Origin of the sequence: Leifsonia xyli subsp. cynodontis DSM 46306 (assembly GCF_000470775.1) — a bacterium.
GTDB classification, from domain to species: Bacteria; Actinomycetota; Actinomycetes; order Actinomycetales; family Microbacteriaceae; genus Leifsonia; species Leifsonia cynodontis.
Map to the genome: position 1 here is coordinate 2,446,974 of NC_022438.1, position 17,322 is coordinate 2,464,295.

The following is a 17,322-nucleotide window of genomic DNA, read 5'->3' on the forward strand; positions in this document are numbered from 1 at the left end:
CCTACCGCCTCAATTGAGGGGTGGGCCGGGGCGTGGTGGTGGGTGTTAGGGGTTGGCGGGTGGGGTGGTTGTGGGGTCCTGCGTCGGGTTGGCGGGGGTTTGCGGGTCGGTCTTTTTGATGGTGCCGAGGCCGATGGTTGTCAGCCACCGGTTGATGGTGGGGATGGCCATGATGCGGGTGAGGGCGGCGGCAATCCCGGTGACGATGCCGGCGAGGCCGACCAGCCACAGGTAGACCTTCGAGGTGAGGGGCAGGCCGAGGGCGTCGATGACCTGCGGGAGGATCACGGCGAAGGTCAGGAAGGCGGGGATCCCTGTCTGGATGATGGTGCGGAGGACCCGTTGGCCGGTGTGAATAATCTCCGGGATCTCGGCGGTGAGGTGCTTGCTCATGATTCTCCTTCGGGGAGGTGTGGTCGGGGGTGTTCGAGGTTGTCGATACGTTGGTCGGTGTGGGAGAGGTCGGATCGGAGTTGGCGGATGTCGTGGCGGATGCCGCCGATGTCGCGCATGATCGTGCGCACGGTGACGGCGACGGTGTTGATGCCACGGATGACCGCGCCGTGTTTCTCGTCCATGTCGTCGCGCAAGGGTTGGTCATGGTCGTTAGTGACCTCGTAACGGATCGCGTCGGTGCTTCTGGCCTGTCGGCGGCCCATCACGTAGATGAGCGCGACCGCGACCGCCTGCATCGACCCGATCGCCCCGAGAAGGACAGCATCGCTCATCGTGCGGTCATCCCTGGGATGCGTGGGCGAACACGTCCTTGATCGCGGTCTCGCACGCGGCCTGGACTTGTTCAGGGGTGAGGGAGAGGCCACTGTTGGCCTGGATGCCGGCCAGCACGGCCGGGACGAGAAGGGCGGACACGGACTTCGCGAGGGCCACGGGGTCGCCGCCCTGTTGTGCGCGGAGGCGTGCGGTGCGGGATGCGAGGATGCCCCATACCGTCCCGTCGCCTTCCGCGTGGACGGGCTCGATGAGGCCGGTGCGGGTCAGGGCTTGGAACTCGTCCGCGGTCAGCCAGTCGAGGGTCCCGTCCGGGTTCAACGTGCCGATCGCGCCGGAGGCGTCGCCCGTTTTGATCAGCTGGATTTTCATGTCCTCCTCCAGAGGGGTTGGGGTTGTGAACGCTGTGGTCAGCGACGTTTGGGCTTTGTTACGGTCGATGGGGGTGGACGTGTACTGCCATACCGTCCAGTCAGGCCACCACCGGATGGGTGGTGGGGACGGGGTGTAGGAGGCGATCCACAAGGGCGCGCCGGCCGCCACGACGGCGGACCAGTCGGCGGCGTCCATGAGCGACTTGTTCAGATACACGCCCGGGACCACCCTGAGACGGGTCTTCACCTGGTTCAGGAAGGCGAGCGCCTGCGCGGGGCTCCACGCCCGGGTGCCTGTGGATGCCTCGTCCTCGATATCGAGCCACAGCGAATCCCCGGCGACGTAGGCGAGGTTGTCGGCGAAGAAGTCCGCGCACACCACTGGGTCGAGGTTCCCGTTGAAGAAGTAATGCCCGACATGCCTCCCCGCGGCCCGCGCGAGCGCGACCTGTGCCCGGTAGCAGGACCCGACGGTGAGTCCAACATTGGCGCGGCTTTGTTGGAGCACACCACTGAGGTTGCTAGGGCGTGGATCCACACTTTCGTCGCGAACGGCGGCACCACGATAGCAGCGCCGGCCGTGATCCAGGAGCGGGGGCCGGCCGTGGCTGTGCCGGTCCAGGAGAACCCCGAATAGTAATTCGCAGCCGTGCGGGTTTTGAGTTTTCCGAGGGGGGCGCCGGAGAGTTGGTCGAGTCGGGCGTTGATGCGTTTGATCTCGCCGAGGATAGAGGCGTTGAACCCGGTCGGGTCGTCCACAGCCATCGGTCACACTCCTTGCATTGCCAGTTTCACTGTTGTTCATGCGTCATCGCCCTCAGCGGCGACGCATCATGTCATGATGTAGCGTCCCGTTGATGAGTCAGGGACCCACATGTGGTTTCGAATGTTGACCGGGCGGCCATGGGTTGTAGATCCTTGCATGCTGAGTTTCACTGTTGTTGATGCGTCGCCGCTGAGGGTGATGATGCGCATGGTGTAGCCGCCGGGTGGGGAGTCGGGGACCCAGATGTGTTCTCGAACGTTGACCGTGCAGAGCTGCCCTAACGTGTAGGTGCCGGCCAGGGGTGGCTGGGACCCATCGACCTCGAGCCCGAACTGGATTATCGGGTTCTGGGCGAGCGCGAGATCCCCGGCGACAGCGGCGTCCAGTGTGCTCTGGACAGTTATGTCTTTGTAGTCTTTCTGCTGCTCCAGGTCGGGCCAGTCGGCGTTGACAAGGGTGTCGTCGCTTGCCGTGGACATGAGCGTGTCCACGTCGGAGCCGGCCCCGTTGCCCCACTGCCGGGTGGCCATTTGGGAGGCGTCTTCCAGGTGGGTGAGTTTCTTCACCGGTGATCCTGGCTGGGTGGCGTCGAAGGCTACCGGGGACGGTGTGATCAGCAAGGGCTGTTCGGTGGTGCCGATGCGCATCAGCCAGTTGATCTGTGACCGGTTGCCGTCTGACCAGACCGGGGTGAAGTCGTGCTCGGGGCCGTTGATCAGACCGGAGAAGTCGATGAGCGCTGACCCGACTGTTTTCAGATTGAACCCGTTGTACGTTTTCACATGGGTGGGGTCGGTGTCGGTTTCGATCGTCGGGTAGATGATCGGCAGTGTGTTTCCGACGACGAAGGTGAGCATGCTGACGCAAATTGACCCGAGCGACATGCCCGTCCACCGCTGCGATTGCGTCGCATACGGGGGGACCCAGTTGATGATTTTCCGCCGGTCGAGGAGGCTGCGGAACCCGGCCGCGTTCAACGTCACCGTTTGCCCGTCGAATGCGCGCGTGGTGATCGGGCCGGCGAACACTGGAACACCGATCGCGTCGTGCGGGTTCTGCCATTCGATCACGAGGGTGGTCCGCCACGGGGTGGTGTTCAAGCGCATCAGGTCCCTGTTCGCCATGGTGAGCGCCCCAGGGGCGAGCTCGACCGTGGCCGTGTCATTACCGAGCAGTTCCCGCTTCCATGACGTGATGTTGCCGTCCAGCGGGGCCAGCATATCCTCGGTGACGGTCTCACACAGGAAAATGGCGTACGACATCGAATCACCCCTTGCCGAGCCCGTAGATCCACAGCTGCCCGGTCATGGTCCCGCTCGTGTTCTGCGAGAGCGCGAATCCATCGTGCGACGCGGCGGTGAGGTACTTTCCCGAGATTTGAGCCGAGTACGGGTAGGACACGGCGGACGCGGCGATGGTCACGTTCGCGGCCAGAGCGGGACCGTAGAGAGTAACCTCGATGTCGGTCAACGTCTGCGTTCCCGCCTCGAGCTCGATAGCTCCAAGGGTGCCCGCGGTGGTGTTGACCACGCGGCCTGTCCCGGTGTCGTAGCCACGGACGGCTTGGTAGTTCGCCGCGGTCGCGTCGGCAGCGCCACCGGCCACCATTTGGAGTGCCGTGTTCGACGCCGCCGATTTGCCCGTGTTCGCGATAATCACCTTGTAGTTGGTAAACACTGACGTGAACACCCCGCTGATGACGAGCTTGGTGACACCCGAGTACGTGACAGCTCCGCGCGCGCTCACGCTCGCCGTTCCGCCCGTGGCGGCCACCGATGTCGGCGTAATGAGGGTGAGGCCCTGCTGCTGCGCCACGGCGGCCGACACCCAGCCGCCGCCGCTCCACACATAGTCGCCGTTGTTCGCGTTGTCGTTGTAGATGGTGGCGTGCTGACCAGCGGTCCCGGTCACCGTGCTCAGCAGGGCGTAGGTCGCAGCGATGATGTCAACGGGCGCGAATGTCGTTGGCGAGCGAAGGGTGAGTGTGCAGGCGGCGGCGCTGGCGGCGTTCGTCGGCACGGTGATGTCGGCGTAACGGAGATACCCGGCGGGTACAGCCGGCGCGACACCGGGCGCCCCGGCGGTCCCGGCGATGAGGGAGAACGACGCGCGCGCGTCGGCGTCGCCGTTCTCCGGGTTGTTCTGCTTCGCGACGATCAGGTCAATCCGGGAACCGGTCGCGGGTCCGGCGGCAGGGGTGAGCACGGTCTGGTCGATGGCGGAGACGAACGATGCCGCCGCGTTCGTCGGATCCGGCAATTGCAGCACAGCGGGCGCGATCGTGAACGCCATCGTCGACGCTGACTGGCTGACCGTCCCGCCCTGGACCAGTTGGGGGGTCGCACCGATGATGCCAGAGAGCGCCAGGCGGGCATCGATCGGTGCCGTGCCGGCACCACTGCTGGTGGGGGCGACGAACAGTCCACTGCGTGCGGTCACGGCTTACCTCCAGAGGTCGGCGATGGTGATCGCCGCGACACCAGCCGCGGCGGAGAAGAAGACAGAACTGGTGGACGTGACCGCGGAGAACTGGCGCGAGCTCAGCCTGGTGGTCCGGTCGACACCGCCGGTGAGGGTCGCGTAACCGGTTCTGTAGTCGATGGTCAACGTTTGGCCGGCGGGCACCGTGTCCGTGTAGGTGACCGTGTTCCCGTCGATGACGATCGAGAACCCCGACACCGGACCAGTCACCACCACATACGGGAACGCGGGGGTGTTCCCCGCGTTCGTGAGCGTGACCGCCCCCGAGGAGAGGTCCGTCACACCGAAGTCGAGGACGGTGGGCACCGCCTGGAACAGCGGGAACGTCATACCGGACGCGCTCGCACCCGACGCCGCGAGTTGCAGGATGCGGGGAGGCGACTGCCAGGCGGGGTCCGGGCATCGGAACTGCACCGCACCGCTGGCCGATCCGGCATACCATTCCAGGCCGAGAGGGAATGAACGCTTGGCGACCTTCGCAGGGATGCCCTGCGCGACCATGCCGGGCAGTTTCACCCACAACGGCCCCGCCGTCGCCTGCGGCGAAAGCACGCCCCGCAGCGCCGACAATGCGTCCGTGAGGGTCACAGCTGGGTGCTCCCGGTGTGGCCGAAGAACTCACACCGGGAGCGGCTCCTACGATCGGGGAAGAAGCGCCACGGGATTCCGCCCCGGACGCGCCAACCGAAGGAGAACCATGGACAACAACACGGTCAAGCAGCTCATCAATGAGGTCGGCGCAGCCGCCAGCTACGCCGCAGACGCCGCATCGAACGGAACGGCGATCCTGGAGAAACTTGACGAGGTCATACGGCTTCTTAAACGGATCGCGAACAAGTAACGGGGCGAGGACTCGTGCCCTCTCGATCGCCAGGCGACTAAGAGCGATCTGACGGGCACGAGCGTTTATCTCAGCATCTTCCTCAACCGTGAGACTCGCTATAATCTCGGTGGAACTCATTGCGATTCCTTCCTGAGACGCCCCGGATGCCACCCCGGGGCGTCTCGCTTTTTGTCGTGACAGATTGGGAAGCCGTGATCAGGCGGAAGGTGCGGCGGGTGATACCAACCCAGAGGAAGTCCGGATGATGGTGGCTTCGGGAGGCAAGATCGCCACCTCCGGACCGTGCTCATCGCTGAGCGTGTGGACGCGCTCGGCGTGCCAGCGGGGATTACATCCGAGAGCTAACGCCATTTCACGGGGAGTATCTGCACCCTTCGCCCCGGCGCAGGAGACACAACTGCCACAGGCTGAGGCGTCAGAAGGCACTGCTTGCCGTGAATCCTGTAGATCCCGGATGAACTGACGAAGCTTCTCAATGTCTTCACGAAGCTCCTGGTTATCCAGACCAGGGATGTACTTCCTCGCATCCTGTTTAACGACCTGCTTGCGCAAATCCCGGATCTGCGCACGAACCCCCCACTGGTTAACGAAGTCCTTGCAAGCAAGAAAAACGCGAAACACGAGAAACACGAGGATCGCACTAGCAACAGCAACAGCAATCGACATCCAAAACGAGATCACGCAGCACGCTCCGATTTTTGGGTTGTGCCATACCCTGGTGAGTAGGCTTCCGGAATGACTGATGGCATCGTTCTTGCCGCTACTGTCGCGACAGCGGCGTTCACCGGGTGGGCCGTCTGGCAGCGGTGGCGATACACGCCCCGCCCACACTGGACGGCACCACAAGTGGAGCGGGTGGGATACACGATCAAAGACGGGCGGGTTCTCGTCCTGTTCTCGGTGATGAATGTCGGCGACGGCGACGCCCTGAACGTGGAATGGGCGACGGATGGAGCAGCGATATTGTCATGTGATCGTGTCGCGCGCATCGCAAACGGCGGCAAGGCGATGATTGATGTGTGGCTGCCAACCGACGCAAAGCTCGCCCAAGGCCAGCTCGGGACTCCCGATCCGTGGCCCGATACAGAGACCTGGGATGCCCGAGGGGTTCGGTTGACCATCATTTGGTCTCAGCACCCTTCGCCTCGGCGCAGGAGACACCACTTCCACGGGCTTCCGAACGCACCTGAGCCAACAGCCTGAACAACTCCCGGGTCTGCTTCAGAATCAAATGCTGAACCGAAACGATCGACCACAACCCGGCCGCGGCAACCACCACGAACACCGACAACACCCACCCAGTCACGCGGCACGCTCCGTCCGCGCGTGCTCTCCCGTCGCACGCTCAGCGATCCGGCGACCGAAATCAGCGGACTCGAGAAGGTCCGCCTCCTTCATTCCCAGGGCGGTGGCGATCTTCTCGATCTCATCCGCGTCAAGGGCGTCAGATCCATTGAGGCGACGGTAGGCCGTGGCTCTGCTCACTCCGAGGATGTACGCAAGGTCGCTGCCAGGTCTTCCCCGTCGAGCCAGCTCGGCACGCACAGCCCCCGCGAGGGACACCGCGTAAGTGTTGCTAATTGGAAACATATTCAGAACCTACCTACACGCAAAGCCTGTTGTCAAGAGAAAACATCTGAGTAGAATGTCTCCCGTGCGGAAAAAGGTCAGCGACAGCCCCCCTGGTCAGTTCGCCTCGAAACTGAACCGATACCTCGCGCACCTCAACAGTGAGAACGGGTGGGACGCATCCGGACGCGCACTCGAACGCGCAACATCCAACGGACGCAGCTACAGCTACTGGCGAAACCTGCTCCTCGACGAACGCGCCATGAACGCAACCGACATACAAATGCTCGCCGAAGTCTTCGGCACCACCCCCCACGCCTTCGCCCGCGACGCCGTGACATGGCACGATCACACCACCACCCGCTGACACACCGAATGGGATGTGATTCATAACGCGCTCCTTTCTTAGCCGGCCCAACAGGCCGGGGTGGCTCATGTGACGGGGGACGGACAGGGGCGGCTTAGTGCGACCGTTCTTTGATGAGGTCGCGTTCTTCAAGAGCTGCGATGTAATGGTCTAAGTCGGTCTTGCGGAACTTGATCCGTTTCTGGCCACCGACGGGGGTCAGTTCGCCTTTTGCTCGTAGGTCGTCGATGTCTCGAAGGGTGCCGTCGATGTAGTACGCGGCGATCTCCCGCGTCATCAACGCGGGCGCGAACTCAATACGGAGCGTCATGACGCAACTGCCCCTGTAGGGAGCTGGGGGTACGAAGCGTTCCGCTTGGCCCGTTCGATGAAGTCGAAGGGGTCATATCCCAGCGCCCGAGCGGCTCGGTCGATGTCATCCGCGCTCAGCTCGGTCCTCCCGCTGAGCTTTGCGGAAGTGCTCGGCTGAGAGATTCTCCATGCCTTCGCTACAACCGACTGGGAGAGCCCACGCCGCGCGATCTCGGCCTTGATCTCGGCTCTAGCCGCTTCGGTGAGAGTGACTTCCATAGCCACAACTATATAGCAGTAGCTATGGAAGTCAATCCCTATTGCGCTGACTATATTTTATAGGTTATTTTATGGTCCATGACCGACCCGCTTACTCCGCTCTCACGAGCGCTTCATGACGAGATCTCGGCTCGCCGGGGGCCATCGCGGCGAGGGAAGCCGACCCAAGAAGAAATAGCCGAGGCCATCAACCGGACGCAACCGTATGTATCCTCTCGCATCACCGGAAAAGAGCCTTGGACCACGACGGACATCGACAACTTCGCACCGCTGTTCCGGGAAACCGCCTTCTCCTTGATCGCAGCTGCGCGCAAGCGGCTTGAACTCGAGAATGTATCGATGGCCCACGAGAGACGCGATGGTGCCAATGCGACTCATAAGGATGGAACCTCCTCAAATCTTGTCGTGAAGACGAAGGTTCGCCGCGACACACAGGTCAAGCGTGTTAAATCCGCCCATGACGACCTCATGGACCACTTTGGTTGACGATGAGTCGATGAACGTGATGAGAACGAGTGTTGGTGGACTATCGACGGAGGCACGAGAGTTCCTATCCGAGTTCGAGGCGGCTCTCGCTCGGATGTCTCCGGAGCGTCAACAGATGGTTGTGGCAACAGTTCGCGCTTGCGTTGATCCTGACAAAGCCATGTCAACCATGGCTCAGCTGATGGAGCACTTCGGATGACCGCCCTCAAGCTCGTCGTGGCGGCCATATGCGTGGCTATTTTTGTTGTGCGCCTACGCGACTTGCGAAGACTCAAGTTCAACACTCCCCCGGTGCAGCGTGCGTCGAAAAGAACCCTCACCCTCGTCTCGCTGCTGTTTGCGATCGCGGTTCTACTTGACGTTGACCCGTTCGTAGATTGGCTTGACGCTTTACTAGGAGGGATTCAGCTTCCGAACCTGATCCTCAGGGCCGTGGCCTACACCCTCTTCTTCCTCATCGCCCTCGTAACTGCGCGCGGATTCGGTTCTCTGCTGTCAATCTGGCTAGTCAAAGGCATTCCTGGACGGGTGGCGCTCATCGTCGCCTCCGGGCTTACAATCACGGCATTCTTCTTCAAAGACCACAATGCGCCGTATGCAAAACGTTCGCAGACTGGATCTATTGCCCTCACGTGGCAGGCATACCTTGCCTATCTCTGTATCGCTCTTCTGACGTGTCTTCTTCCTGCGGCTTTGTCCCCTGGTGGTGCCCCCGTTCTCAGAACATCAGCCGCGCTCATAGGTCTCGGATGCATCGCTGCAATCTCGTTCTTACCTGTTCGGGCTGGTGAGGCTGCCCTCAATTACACCCATGTCGTCTCGAATCTGCTGAAGATGGGGACGGTGCTATTGCTCTCCGCTGGAATCCTGACACCTTGGGTTGTGCGCCGAACAGAACTCATGCGAGAACGAAGAAAGCGAGGCCGATAGCTCCACCGAGAACCACACCTGCAATCACCTGCCAGACCGTGTGAGCGTGCAGGATGACGCGCGAAGTCGCGACGGCAGCTACTACGGCGATGGCCACGACTCCCCAAAATGTCCAGCTCCAAACGGCAACCGCGACGAGACTGGCCATCGTCGTGTGAGCAGAAATCTTCCACCAGGCGCTTACGATCCCTACTGCAGCGACCGCGAGCATGGTTGCTAAGACAGCTCGGTAGACCAGCGTGGGCGCTCCCATCATGGGCAGGACGCAGAGCGCCGTGGCCGCAGCAAGGATCGAGATGATAGCGAGTAGAACCCGCGCCCGGCGATCGGGTATGAACCGGTTTTGGAGTTTCCCGCACCTTATTCCAAGCGCTATCACTGCGGCAGGAACACCTGCAGTTATCATCGCCGCAACAAGCCCAACCAGCGGCGAGCCTCCGATCCAACCGCACGCAATCAGCAAGAAGACAGCCAAGTTCAACGTTGCAAAGGTGGTGGAAATGAACCGCGCGAAACTCACCACGAATGGAGCCTACTGCAGCAGTGTCTCTGAAAGGTGAACATCTTCCCGAGACAGCCCTAGCCACTGACCGAGTTAAAACCAGCTGATCGACCCCAGGTTGGTATAGCTGGGGGATCGCAGTCAGTGATCTGCTTGATCTTCTTGTCGAGGTCGGATCAGATCGCCTCGCCTTGCTACGCCGTGAACATCGATACCGTTGTGGCTATCACCACTCGTTCTTGGACATGCTGGCTTGTGTTGTTTGGTGGTCGGGCTGTCAGCTTGTGGGCGGGTGGAGTGCGTCTTTGAAGTGGGTGCCTAGGCGTTCCATTGCGTCGCGGGCGGCGGGGGAGGAGACGTGTTGGTAGCGGCGGGTGGGTTTTCTCGTCGACGTGGCCGACGATCTCTCCCACGATTTTCGCGTCGATGCCGAGTTCCATTAGCGCGGTCGCGGTGGTGTGTCGCGCCCAGTGTGTGGTTGGGATACCGGGTGTCCCGGGTGCTCGGTCTTTCGGTGGTTTCGTCTGTTCCTGGCTGATGACACCAGCTCGGAACAGCAAGTCGCGCCACAGCTGCTGATCCTCGTGCGGGAGGTAGGGGCGGCCGTCTTCGTGCCGCCATAGCAGGCCGTAGGGGTTCGGGCGGTCTTTCGTCGCCTCAAGGTATTCACGTAGGACCGCGACCACGGGCGGGATGAGAGGAACCGTGCGCGATTTTCCCGACTTCGGTCGGATCAGAGCCAGCCTCCCATACAGGTGGATGTACTCCAGGGAGGGTTTCACCTTGAACCGGCGTTGGGGGCATGACGAGCCGCGCTTGGTCAGACACGACCACCGTCCGTCCGCGAGTGGCTCGCAACCGTGCTCGGAGCGCAGCTCCTCAAGCTGCCAGTCCACGCGCAGAGTCCCCGCGTCAAGATCCAGGCCCTCGATCAGGGCTCCGAGTCGTTCGGACTGACGGATGCCATCGAGCACCGCCACCCACCAGCGGGTGCCCTCCACGTTCGCGGATGCGGCGAGCACGGCGAGCGCCTGCTCGGTGCTGAGGCTACCGCGAGGGTTCTTCGCGATGACCTCCGGAGGCTTCACGTCGTCCACGACGTTGCGCGTCACAAGCCCGTCGGCCTTCGCGGCGCTGAGCATGCCGCATGAGAATCTCATGCGCCTTACGCGCGGTGCTCGTCGCGAGGCCAGCATCGAAGACGGCCTTATGCACCAGGCGAACATCCGACGGTTTCAGCTCCGAGATCCGGCGACGACCAAGGAGAGGAACGATCCAGTTGCGCATCAGAGACTCTGTAGTCGCGAGTGAGTTCGGCTTCAGCCTCATCCGACAATCGGTCTCGACATAGTGCTCAGCCCATGCCGCAACAGTCACCGTGCGATCCAAGGTCGTACCGTACTCCGCGATCTCCGCAAGCTTCTGCTTCAACCTCTCACGCGCGACAGTTTGCGTCCGCGCCGACACCTCACGCTGCCGGCGGCGACCATCAGGGTGGAAGCCGTCGTCATACCGCCCACGCCACAGGCCCTTTGCCCTGTCATAGTGCAGACCGCCCTCACCCGGCGACCGCTTCTTCGGCATCACTCCCCACCATTCTCACCAGGTACCCACATAAGTCCCCACATACAACCGCAAAAACTATGTTTGCAGATGCACCCCCCGAAGACCATCACTTCCGCATAAATCCGGGGATCTCAGACCTATTTGCCAACATACTGCGACCCCACAAAACACCATACCATTTATGCTCAGCGGAACGGTACGACCGGCTGACGCCTCCGCCCGCTAGCTCCAGCGGTGGTCCTGCACCGCCATCCGGGGACCGCGCCGCTGGAACCGGAATCCGCTCGCCAGGATCAACCGGACGATCCGCTGCCGCTGGCCGGCCCAGGGCGCGAGCAATTCCAGCATCGCGTCGTCGTCCACCCGGCTCCCCGTCAGCGCCTCGCCGATGTTGTGCGCCAGGTGGTAGTCGCCGACGCTGACCAGGTCGGGGTGCGCGTGGGAGCGTTGCAGCGTCTCCGCTGTCGTCCAGATCCCGACGCCCGGGACCGTCCGCAGAGCCTCCGCGGCGGCGTCCAGCGTCGCCGCTCGCTCGGTCGCCCGTTCCAGCGACGGCGCGACCGCCAGCACGGCCTGGATCGCGCGCACCCGCCGGGGGTCCACGCCGGCGCGATGCCACTCCCACGACGGGATGCCGCGCCACTGCTCATATGTCGGCACGACCCTCAGCCCGTCCGGAACCGGCCCGGGCGCCGGTTCGCCATACCAGCGCAGGAGCCGGGACCACGATCGGTAGGCTTCGAGACTCGTCACCCGCTGCTCGATGATCGCCGGGATGAGCGCTTCCACTGTCCGCGCAGTCCGCGCCAGGCGCAGGCCCGGGTTCCGCCGCAGGCTGTCGCGGAGCAGGGGATGCGTCCGCACCTCGAGCCCGGACCAGTCATCGCCGCGCCCCAGCAGTCCCGGCACCGCCGCGACGGCCCACTCCGCTCCCGCGCCCCAGGCCGCCGCCGCCACGCTTCCGTCCGACGCCGGGCGCAGCACGCGCACGGTCGCCGGACCCGCCGGTGTGCGCCAGGTTCGCCACACCCCGTCACGGTCCCACCGGGTCGTCGGATCGTACGGGCCCCGGCCGAGGAACCCGAGCGTCGCGGGCACATCCACCGGCACGACCGGGCGGTACACCGTCTCCACAGCAGGCCCTGAGCAAGCGTCAGCCGAGAGGAGAGCGGTCATGGTCGGAATGCTACGTCACACTTCCGACGTCCGGGTTCCCGGTCCGGCCGTCTCCACCCGCGGCCGGCGCGCGCCGGCCGTGGAGGTCAGCGCTCGAGCGGGACCTCCAGGATACTGGCCCCCATCGGCGGGGCCGAGAGGGCCTGATCGAGTTCGCCCTTGGTCCGCGCGACCCGATGCGCCCACCCGTACGCGGTGGCGAGCGCCGCGATGTCCACCCTCTGCGGCGTGCACAGGACGCGGTCGAATGCGGCCGGCGGCGCGGTCGCCGCGACCTCGAGCCCGTCGAAGATCGTCCCCCCGCCATCGTTCCCGACGATCACCTGCACGTTCGGCCGCGCTTCTCCGGAGCCGCCGAGAAGGGCCCCCGCGTCGTGGAGCAGCGCCAGATCGCCCAGCAGGACTCGCGTGATCCCGGGCAGCGCTCCGGTCTCGACAGCGACCGCCTGGCTCACGAGGGCGACGCCGATGGCCGTGGCGATCGTGCCGTCGATCCCCGCTAGACCGCGGTTGGAATGCACGCGCAGTCTCTTCCCCGGAACGATGCGGTCGGCATCCCGGATCAAGCGGGACGCGCCGAGCACCAGCCGATCGTGCGGCCAGGTGTAGCGCCACAGCGCCTCAGCGAGCAGCGGCCGGGTGATCGGTGCGCGGACAGCGGCGAGCTCCGTTCGCGCGAACGCCAGCGCGTCGGAAGGGTCGGGGGACCGCGCCTTCGCCAGATCCGGCACCGTGGCGTCCGGGGACGCCAGCCGCTCCGCGGCCTCGATCAGCCTGCGGCTGGCGGACACCCAGCGTCCCACCCAGGCCCGCGCATCCGGCGAGCGGGGGTCCACCTCCGCGGCCGGCCGCACCGCACCGACGATGACCGCGCGCCGCCCCGGGTTGTAAGCCTGCCGTCCGCGCGGCGCGACCACGACCGTCTCCACATCGTCGCGCAGCAGCAGGGCAGGCACTTCGCGGCTGAGCGTAGGATGCCCGAACACCACGGCACGGCGCACCCGCCCCCCGAACTCCGGTTCCCGCAGCAGCTCCCGGTACGCGACCACGAGGTTGGGCCCGAAACGGGACCCACTGCTCACTTCCGCCAGCAGCGGGAACCCCGCCGCGCGCGCGTACTCCTCGGCTTCTGGACCGGCATCCGCCCCGGCGATCACGACTGTGGCCGGGCCGGCGCCGGGCACGACCGTCTCCCGGCCGAGCGTCTGCGCTCCTGCGAGCGCCGGAAGCGCCCCCCGTTCCACCACGGGCAGCGGCGGCACTGCGGCGGAGAGCGGCTCTCGGAAGGCGAGGTTCAGGTGAACCGGTCCCGGGTCTGCTGTGTCCGCGCCAACGGCTGCGCGCACGGATTCGACCGCCAGCCGTGCCGCGGTCGCGGCATCCTCTTCTCCACCGCTTGGAGCGGGCACATCCTCCGCGAGCCGCACGGCGACGCCGTACAGGCCGTCCTGGTGGGTCGTCTGGCTCGATCGGATGCCGCGAAGCTCCGGGGGCCGGTCCGCGGTGAGCACGATGAGCGGCACCCCGGACTCGTGCGCTTCGAGAACGGCCGGGTGGAGATTGGCCGTCGCCGTGCCGCTCGTCGTCACGACAACGGCGGGCGCGCCGGCCTCGCGTCCCATCCCGAGCGCGAGGAATCCGCCCACCCGCTCGTCGAGACGGACATGCAGCCTGACGGCGCCCGCCCGCTCGAGTTCGGCCGCAGCGAGCGCGAGGGCCTGCGAGCGCGAGCCTGGGCTGATGACGATGTCACGCACGCCGGCTCCGACGAGGTGTGTCAGCAGTGCGAGCGCGTAGTCCGTCGCCGGGTTTCCGGTTCGCGGGATGCGCTGCGCGGGCTCGTCCGCCGCCCGCGCCTCAGGCACCCCGGTAGCCGGTCTGATCATCGGGCTTGTTCTTGTCGTCCAGGTCGGCGAGCTCCTTCTCAAGCTGCCGGATGCGCTCTTCCTGGTCGTGGTCGAACCGCAGCTTCCCGAGGAACTCGGGATCGTCGTCCGGTGCGACCACCCGGCGCCCCGGCGCCTGCGACTGCCGCCGGCCCCGGCCGACGACGAACCACAGGAGGCCGCCGATGATGGGGAAGACAACGGTCACAAGCAGCCAGACAGGCTTGGGGAGGGCGCGCACCCGCGACCGGTCGAAGAAGGCGCAGTCCACCAAGGAATAGATGCAGAAAACCGCGGCTGCGACGCCGAGGACTATCCAGAGGCGAACCATGCGTCAATCGTAACTCTCAGAGTCGGTGCCTAAGCTGGGAGGGTGAAGCGGATTCCCTCTTGGCTGACCTACAGCGCTCTCCGGCTCCTGGTCTTCGCCGTCCCTCTCGTCATCCTGCTTCTGCTCGGCATCATCTGGTGGGCTTCCGCGATCGCCGCAGCGCTCATCGGCCTCTGCCTCTCGTACATCTTCCTGAGCCGTCCCCGCAACGCGGTCTCCACCGATCTGTACGCCGCCCGCCACCGCGAGAAGCCCGTCGCCTCCCCGGACGACGACGTCGAGGACGCCGCGGTGGACGCGGCGCAGGAGGCGCTGGGTTCGCTCCGCGCCACCGGCCGGGAAGAGAAGCCCGGCGCACCCGCTTGACCGGCGGCGGGACGGCCCCGGTCTCCCCGGGAGCTCAGAGCCGACCCGCGTGGTCAGGCACCCCGCATGGTCAGAACGCGTAGGCGAGTCCCAGTGCGATCGCGACCAGCAGCCCCGTCAGGCTCGTGAGCTGGAGGGCGGTCACCAGCTCCCGCGCGGTCTTGGCGAACAGGGTGATGACGCACGCCGGCAGCGCCGCGAGCAGCGCGAACATCCCAAACCACGCGATCGGGTAGAGCAGCGCGAGCACGCCGAGGATCGCGAACGCCACCAGAACGAGCACACAGAACACGATCCGCGACGCGACATCGCCGAGGAGCACAGCCAGCGTCCGCTTCTTCGCGAGGCGATCCGGTTCGATGTCCCGGATGTTGTTCACCATCAGCACCGAGCACGCGATGAGCCCCGCGATGACCGCCCCGAACCAGGACTCCTGGTTGATGACCCCCGCCAGCATGTACGTCGTCCCGGCGGTCGCGACCAGCCCGAAGAAGAGGAAAACGAACACCTCTCCGAGCCCGTAATAGCCATACGGCCGCTTTCCCCCGGTGTAGAACCAGGCCGCGGCGATGGCGGCCGTTCCCACAAGCAGGACCCACCAGTGCTGCGTGAGGACGACGAGCGCCAGTCCCGCGAGTGCCGCGAGCCCGAAGAAGACGAGGGCAAGCGTCAGAACTCTGCGTGGTGCGGCCTTCCCCGACCCCGTGAGCCGCCCCGGCCCCACCCGGAACTGGTCTGTGCCGCGGATGCCGTCGGAGTAGTCGTTTGCGTAGTTCACGCCGATCTGGAGCAGAACGGCGACCGCGAGACACAGCAGCGACCGCACAGGATGCCAGACGCCTGGCCCTTCTGCGACCTTCGCCGCCCCCACACCGATGAGAACGGGAGCGATCGCCAGTGGGAGCGTCCGCAACCGTGCCCCGGCGATCCAGTCCCGGCCCGTCGCCGGCCTCACCGCTGCGGCCGCGGCTCCCGGGCGTCCACTCTTCCCACCGCGTGGTCCGCGCGCCGGGGGTGGCGCCATCCGCTGCATTCCAGGCTTGTTCTGACTCATCACAGAGCGAATCGTAACAAGATCGGCTATGCCTCCGTTCCCGAGTCGCCGCTGCCCGCGGCGATCCTCCCGATTCTGGGCCGATCCGGCTTGCCGCTGCCCAATCGGGGCAGCTCCCGCACCCGGAGGATCCGCGACGGAGCGGCGGCCCGGCCGAGGCTCCGCGCCACGCTCGCCCGCAGCGCAGTCAGTTCCTCCCCACCCTCCATATCCTCCATATCCTCCATATCCTCCATATCCTCCACCGTGGATTCACTGCTGCTGCCGCTGCCGCCAGCCCCTCTCGCGGTGACCACACCGCGTTCCCCCGTCCCTCCTCCGACCACGACCACCGGCACCTGACCCCACTCCGCGTCCGCCGCACCGACCACGACGGCCGCCTCATATCCCGGCCTCTCCCGGACCACCCGTTCGACCGCGTCGAGCAGCACCTTCTCCCCACCGGAGATGATCACGTTGTCCGCGCGCCCCCGCACCCGCACCCGTCCATCGACCACACTGCCCAGGTCCCCCGTTCGGTACCAGCGCACCCCCTCCTGCTCGTGGAACACCGCCGCCGTCCGCTCCGGCTCCCCCAGGTACCCCTCGGCCAGCGACGGCCCGCTGACCTCGAGCGTCCCGGCGACCTCGCGCACGAGCGTGGTCCCGATCGGCGCACCGTCGTAGACGCACCCTCCCGCCGTCTCGCTGGACCCGTAGGTGCTCAGGATGCGCGCACCCGCCGTCACCGCCCTCTCCCGCAGCCGCGGATCGAGCGCCTGTCCCCCGACCAGAATCCCGTCGAATCGGCGAACCGCCTCCGCGACGGTCCGCGAGCCGCCCTCGATGGCGTCCATCAGCCGGGCGAGCTGCACCGGCACCAGCGAGGTGTAGCGGAGGTCATGGTCGAGCCGGTCCGCCGCCCGCGCGAACCGCTCCGCCTCGAAACGCCCCTCCTCGACACAGACCGGCTCGGTCTGCGCCGCCAGCGACCGCACGAGAACCTGAACGCCCGCGACGTAGTGTACCGGCAGCGCCAGCAGCCACTGTCCCTGGCCTCCCATCGCCCCGGCTGAAGCCGCCGCACTCGCGAGGAGCGCATCCGCCGACAGGGCCACCCGCTTCGGCGGCCCGGTCGACCCCGACGTCTCGATCACCAGAGCGACACTCTGCGCGACCGTGCCCTCGACGGGCGCCCCATCGCCGGCAGGTCTTCCCCCCTGCGCCCCACCGTCCCGAGGCAGAACCGCTGGCCCCCCTTCGCTCAACGCGGCCCGCAACGCGACGAGCACAGCGGCCGGCCGGCCGGCGTCCAGCACCCTGAGCGGTCTCATCGTTGCGTGACC

24 protein-coding genes are annotated in these 17,322 nt (G+C 65.5%); 6 read left to right on the top strand and 18 right to left on the bottom strand.

The window, feature by feature from the left end:
- Positions 1-45: 45 nt before the first annotated feature.
- From O159_RS11745 to O159_RS11775, 6 genes are all read right to left on the bottom strand, one after another.
- Entirely contained in the window at positions 46-393 is a 348-nt protein-coding gene (locus O159_RS11745) for a hypothetical protein (protein ID WP_021754741.1), read from the bottom strand.
- Positions 390-728, bottom strand: coding sequence for a DUF2746 domain-containing protein (locus O159_RS11750; protein WP_021756000.1), 339 nt, complete (start codon positions 726-728; stop codon positions 390-392). The genes O159_RS11745 and O159_RS11750 overlap by 4 nt, the downstream gene beginning before the upstream one ends.
- A gap of 7 nt (positions 729-735) precedes the next feature.
- Positions 736-1,611: a glycoside hydrolase family 25 protein gene (locus tag O159_RS13495; protein WP_021756001.1), complete on the bottom strand. Its 876-nt coding sequence runs from the start codon at positions 1,609-1,611 to the stop codon at positions 736-738.
- 323 nt (positions 1,612-1,934) lie between these two features.
- Positions 1,935-3,131 (bottom strand): hypothetical protein, encoded by a 1,197-nt coding sequence (locus O159_RS11765; RefSeq protein ID WP_021754744.1) that lies wholly within the window; start codon positions 3,129-3,131, stop codon positions 1,935-1,937.
- Between the two features lie 4 nt (positions 3,132-3,135).
- On the bottom strand, positions 3,136-4,308 hold the full coding sequence (locus tag O159_RS11770) for a hypothetical protein (protein WP_021754745.1): 1,173 nt from the start codon (positions 4,306-4,308) through the stop codon (positions 3,136-3,138).
- 3 nt (positions 4,309-4,311) lie between these two features.
- Positions 4,312-4,938 (bottom strand): phage tail family protein, encoded by a 627-nt coding sequence (locus O159_RS11775; RefSeq protein ID WP_021756002.1) that lies wholly within the window; start codon positions 4,936-4,938, stop codon positions 4,312-4,314.
- Positions 4,939-5,047: 109 nt separating this feature from the next.
- On the opposite strand from O159_RS11775, the gene O159_RS15115 reads away from it, so the two are divergent.
- Positions 5,048-5,191 (top strand): hypothetical protein, encoded by a 144-nt coding sequence (locus tag O159_RS15115; RefSeq protein ID WP_169725701.1) that lies wholly within the window; start codon positions 5,048-5,050, stop codon positions 5,189-5,191.
- Positions 5,192-5,389: 198 nt separating this feature from the next.
- On the opposite strand, the gene O159_RS14725 is transcribed toward O159_RS15115, so the two are convergent.
- Positions 5,390-5,875, bottom strand: coding sequence for an FtsB/FtsL family cell division protein (locus O159_RS14725; RefSeq protein ID WP_144267696.1), 486 nt, complete (start codon positions 5,873-5,875; stop codon positions 5,390-5,392).
- A gap of 54 nt (positions 5,876-5,929) precedes the next feature.
- On the opposite strand from O159_RS14725, the gene O159_RS14730 reads away from it, so the two are divergent.
- Positions 5,930-6,397: a hypothetical protein gene (locus O159_RS14730; RefSeq protein ID WP_144267697.1), complete on the top strand. Its 468-nt coding sequence runs from the start codon at positions 5,930-5,932 to the stop codon at positions 6,395-6,397.
- A 99-nt stretch (positions 6,398-6,496) separates the two neighbouring features.
- On the opposite strand, the gene O159_RS16350 is transcribed toward O159_RS14730, so the two are convergent.
- Positions 6,497-6,784: a helix-turn-helix domain-containing protein gene (locus O159_RS16350; protein WP_081689893.1), complete on the bottom strand. Its 288-nt coding sequence runs from the start codon at positions 6,782-6,784 to the stop codon at positions 6,497-6,499.
- A gap of 64 nt (positions 6,785-6,848) precedes the next feature.
- Between O159_RS16350 and O159_RS11790 the strand changes: the two genes are divergently transcribed.
- The gene (locus tag O159_RS11790) at positions 6,849-7,130 is read left to right on the top strand and encodes a hypothetical protein (RefSeq protein WP_021756005.1); all 282 of its coding nucleotides are present in this window, start codon (positions 6,849-6,851) and stop codon (positions 7,128-7,130) included.
- A gap of 94 nt (positions 7,131-7,224) precedes the next feature.
- On the opposite strand, the gene O159_RS11795 is transcribed toward O159_RS11790, so the two are convergent.
- On the bottom strand, positions 7,225-7,440 hold the full coding sequence (locus O159_RS11795) for a hypothetical protein (RefSeq protein WP_021755171.1): 216 nt from the start codon (positions 7,438-7,440) through the stop codon (positions 7,225-7,227).
- Complete coding sequence (locus tag O159_RS16915) at positions 7,437-7,700, bottom strand: helix-turn-helix domain-containing protein (protein WP_144267699.1); 264 nt, start codon at positions 7,698-7,700, stop codon at positions 7,437-7,439. The genes O159_RS11795 and O159_RS16915 overlap by 4 nt, the downstream gene beginning before the upstream one ends.
- Before the next feature lie 78 nt (positions 7,701-7,778).
- On the opposite strand from O159_RS16915, the gene O159_RS14735 reads away from it, so the two are divergent.
- Together O159_RS14735 and O159_RS14740 are read left to right on the top strand one after the other, a co-directional pair.
- The gene (locus tag O159_RS14735; RefSeq protein ID WP_144267701.1) at positions 7,779-8,186 is read left to right on the top strand and encodes a hypothetical protein; all 408 of its coding nucleotides are present in this window, start codon (positions 7,779-7,781) and stop codon (positions 8,184-8,186) included.
- A gap of 195 nt (positions 8,187-8,381) precedes the next feature.
- The gene (locus O159_RS14740; protein ID WP_144267703.1) at positions 8,382-9,116 is read left to right on the top strand and encodes a hypothetical protein; all 735 of its coding nucleotides are present in this window, start codon (positions 8,382-8,384) and stop codon (positions 9,114-9,116) included.
- Here the strand turns inward: O159_RS14740 and O159_RS11805 are convergent.
- From O159_RS11805 to O159_RS11825, 6 genes are all read right to left on the bottom strand, one after another.
- Positions 9,085-9,639 carry a hypothetical protein gene (locus O159_RS11805; RefSeq protein ID WP_021756007.1) on the bottom strand — a complete coding sequence of 185 codons (555 nt, stop codon included), beginning with the start codon at positions 9,637-9,639 and terminating at the stop codon, positions 9,085-9,087. The genes O159_RS14740 and O159_RS11805 overlap by 32 nt on opposite strands.
- Before the next feature lie 173 nt (positions 9,640-9,812).
- Positions 9,813-10,778, bottom strand: coding sequence for a tyrosine-type recombinase/integrase (locus tag O159_RS11810; RefSeq protein ID WP_169725703.1), 966 nt, complete (start codon positions 10,776-10,778; stop codon positions 9,813-9,815).
- Positions 10,666-11,202 carry a tyrosine-type recombinase/integrase gene (locus O159_RS16920; RefSeq protein WP_407929768.1) on the bottom strand — a complete coding sequence of 179 codons (537 nt, stop codon included), beginning with the start codon at positions 11,200-11,202 and terminating at the stop codon, positions 10,666-10,668. Before O159_RS16920 ends, O159_RS11810 begins: the two co-directional genes overlap by 113 nt.
- A gap of 204 nt (positions 11,203-11,406) precedes the next feature.
- A complete protein-coding gene (locus O159_RS11815; RefSeq protein ID WP_043993765.1) occupies positions 11,407-12,360 on the bottom strand; it encodes a DNA-3-methyladenine glycosylase family protein in 954 nt (317 codons plus the stop codon).
- Positions 12,361-12,446: 86 nt separating this feature from the next.
- Complete coding sequence (menD, locus tag O159_RS11820) at positions 12,447-14,225, bottom strand: 2-succinyl-5-enolpyruvyl-6-hydroxy-3-cyclohexene-1-carboxylic-acid synthase (RefSeq protein ID WP_021756010.1); 1,779 nt, start codon at positions 14,223-14,225, stop codon at positions 12,447-12,449.
- Entirely contained in the window at positions 14,218-14,577 is a 360-nt protein-coding gene (locus tag O159_RS11825) for a PLD nuclease N-terminal domain-containing protein (RefSeq protein WP_021756011.1), read from the bottom strand. The genes menD and O159_RS11825 overlap by 8 nt, the downstream gene beginning before the upstream one ends.
- Before the next feature lie 42 nt (positions 14,578-14,619).
- Here O159_RS11825 and O159_RS11830 point away from each other — a divergent pair, with 42 nt between their 5' ends.
- Positions 14,620-14,943 carry a DUF4229 domain-containing protein gene (locus O159_RS11830; RefSeq protein WP_021756012.1) on the top strand — a complete coding sequence of 108 codons (324 nt, stop codon included), beginning with the start codon at positions 14,620-14,622 and terminating at the stop codon, positions 14,941-14,943.
- Between the two features lie 70 nt (positions 14,944-15,013).
- Here O159_RS11830 and O159_RS11835 read toward each other — a convergent pair whose 3' ends face one another.
- Both O159_RS11835 and O159_RS11840 read right to left on the bottom strand, forming a co-directional pair.
- Positions 15,014-15,997 (bottom strand): 1,4-dihydroxy-2-naphthoate polyprenyltransferase, encoded by a 984-nt coding sequence (locus O159_RS11835; RefSeq protein WP_043993766.1) that lies wholly within the window; start codon positions 15,995-15,997, stop codon positions 15,014-15,016.
- 26 nt (positions 15,998-16,023) lie between these two features.
- Positions 16,024-17,310, bottom strand: a complete 1,287-nt coding sequence (locus O159_RS11840; protein ID WP_081689895.1) for an AMP-binding protein — start codon at positions 17,308-17,310, stop codon at positions 16,024-16,026.
- Between the last annotated feature and the right edge of the window lie 12 nt (positions 17,311-17,322).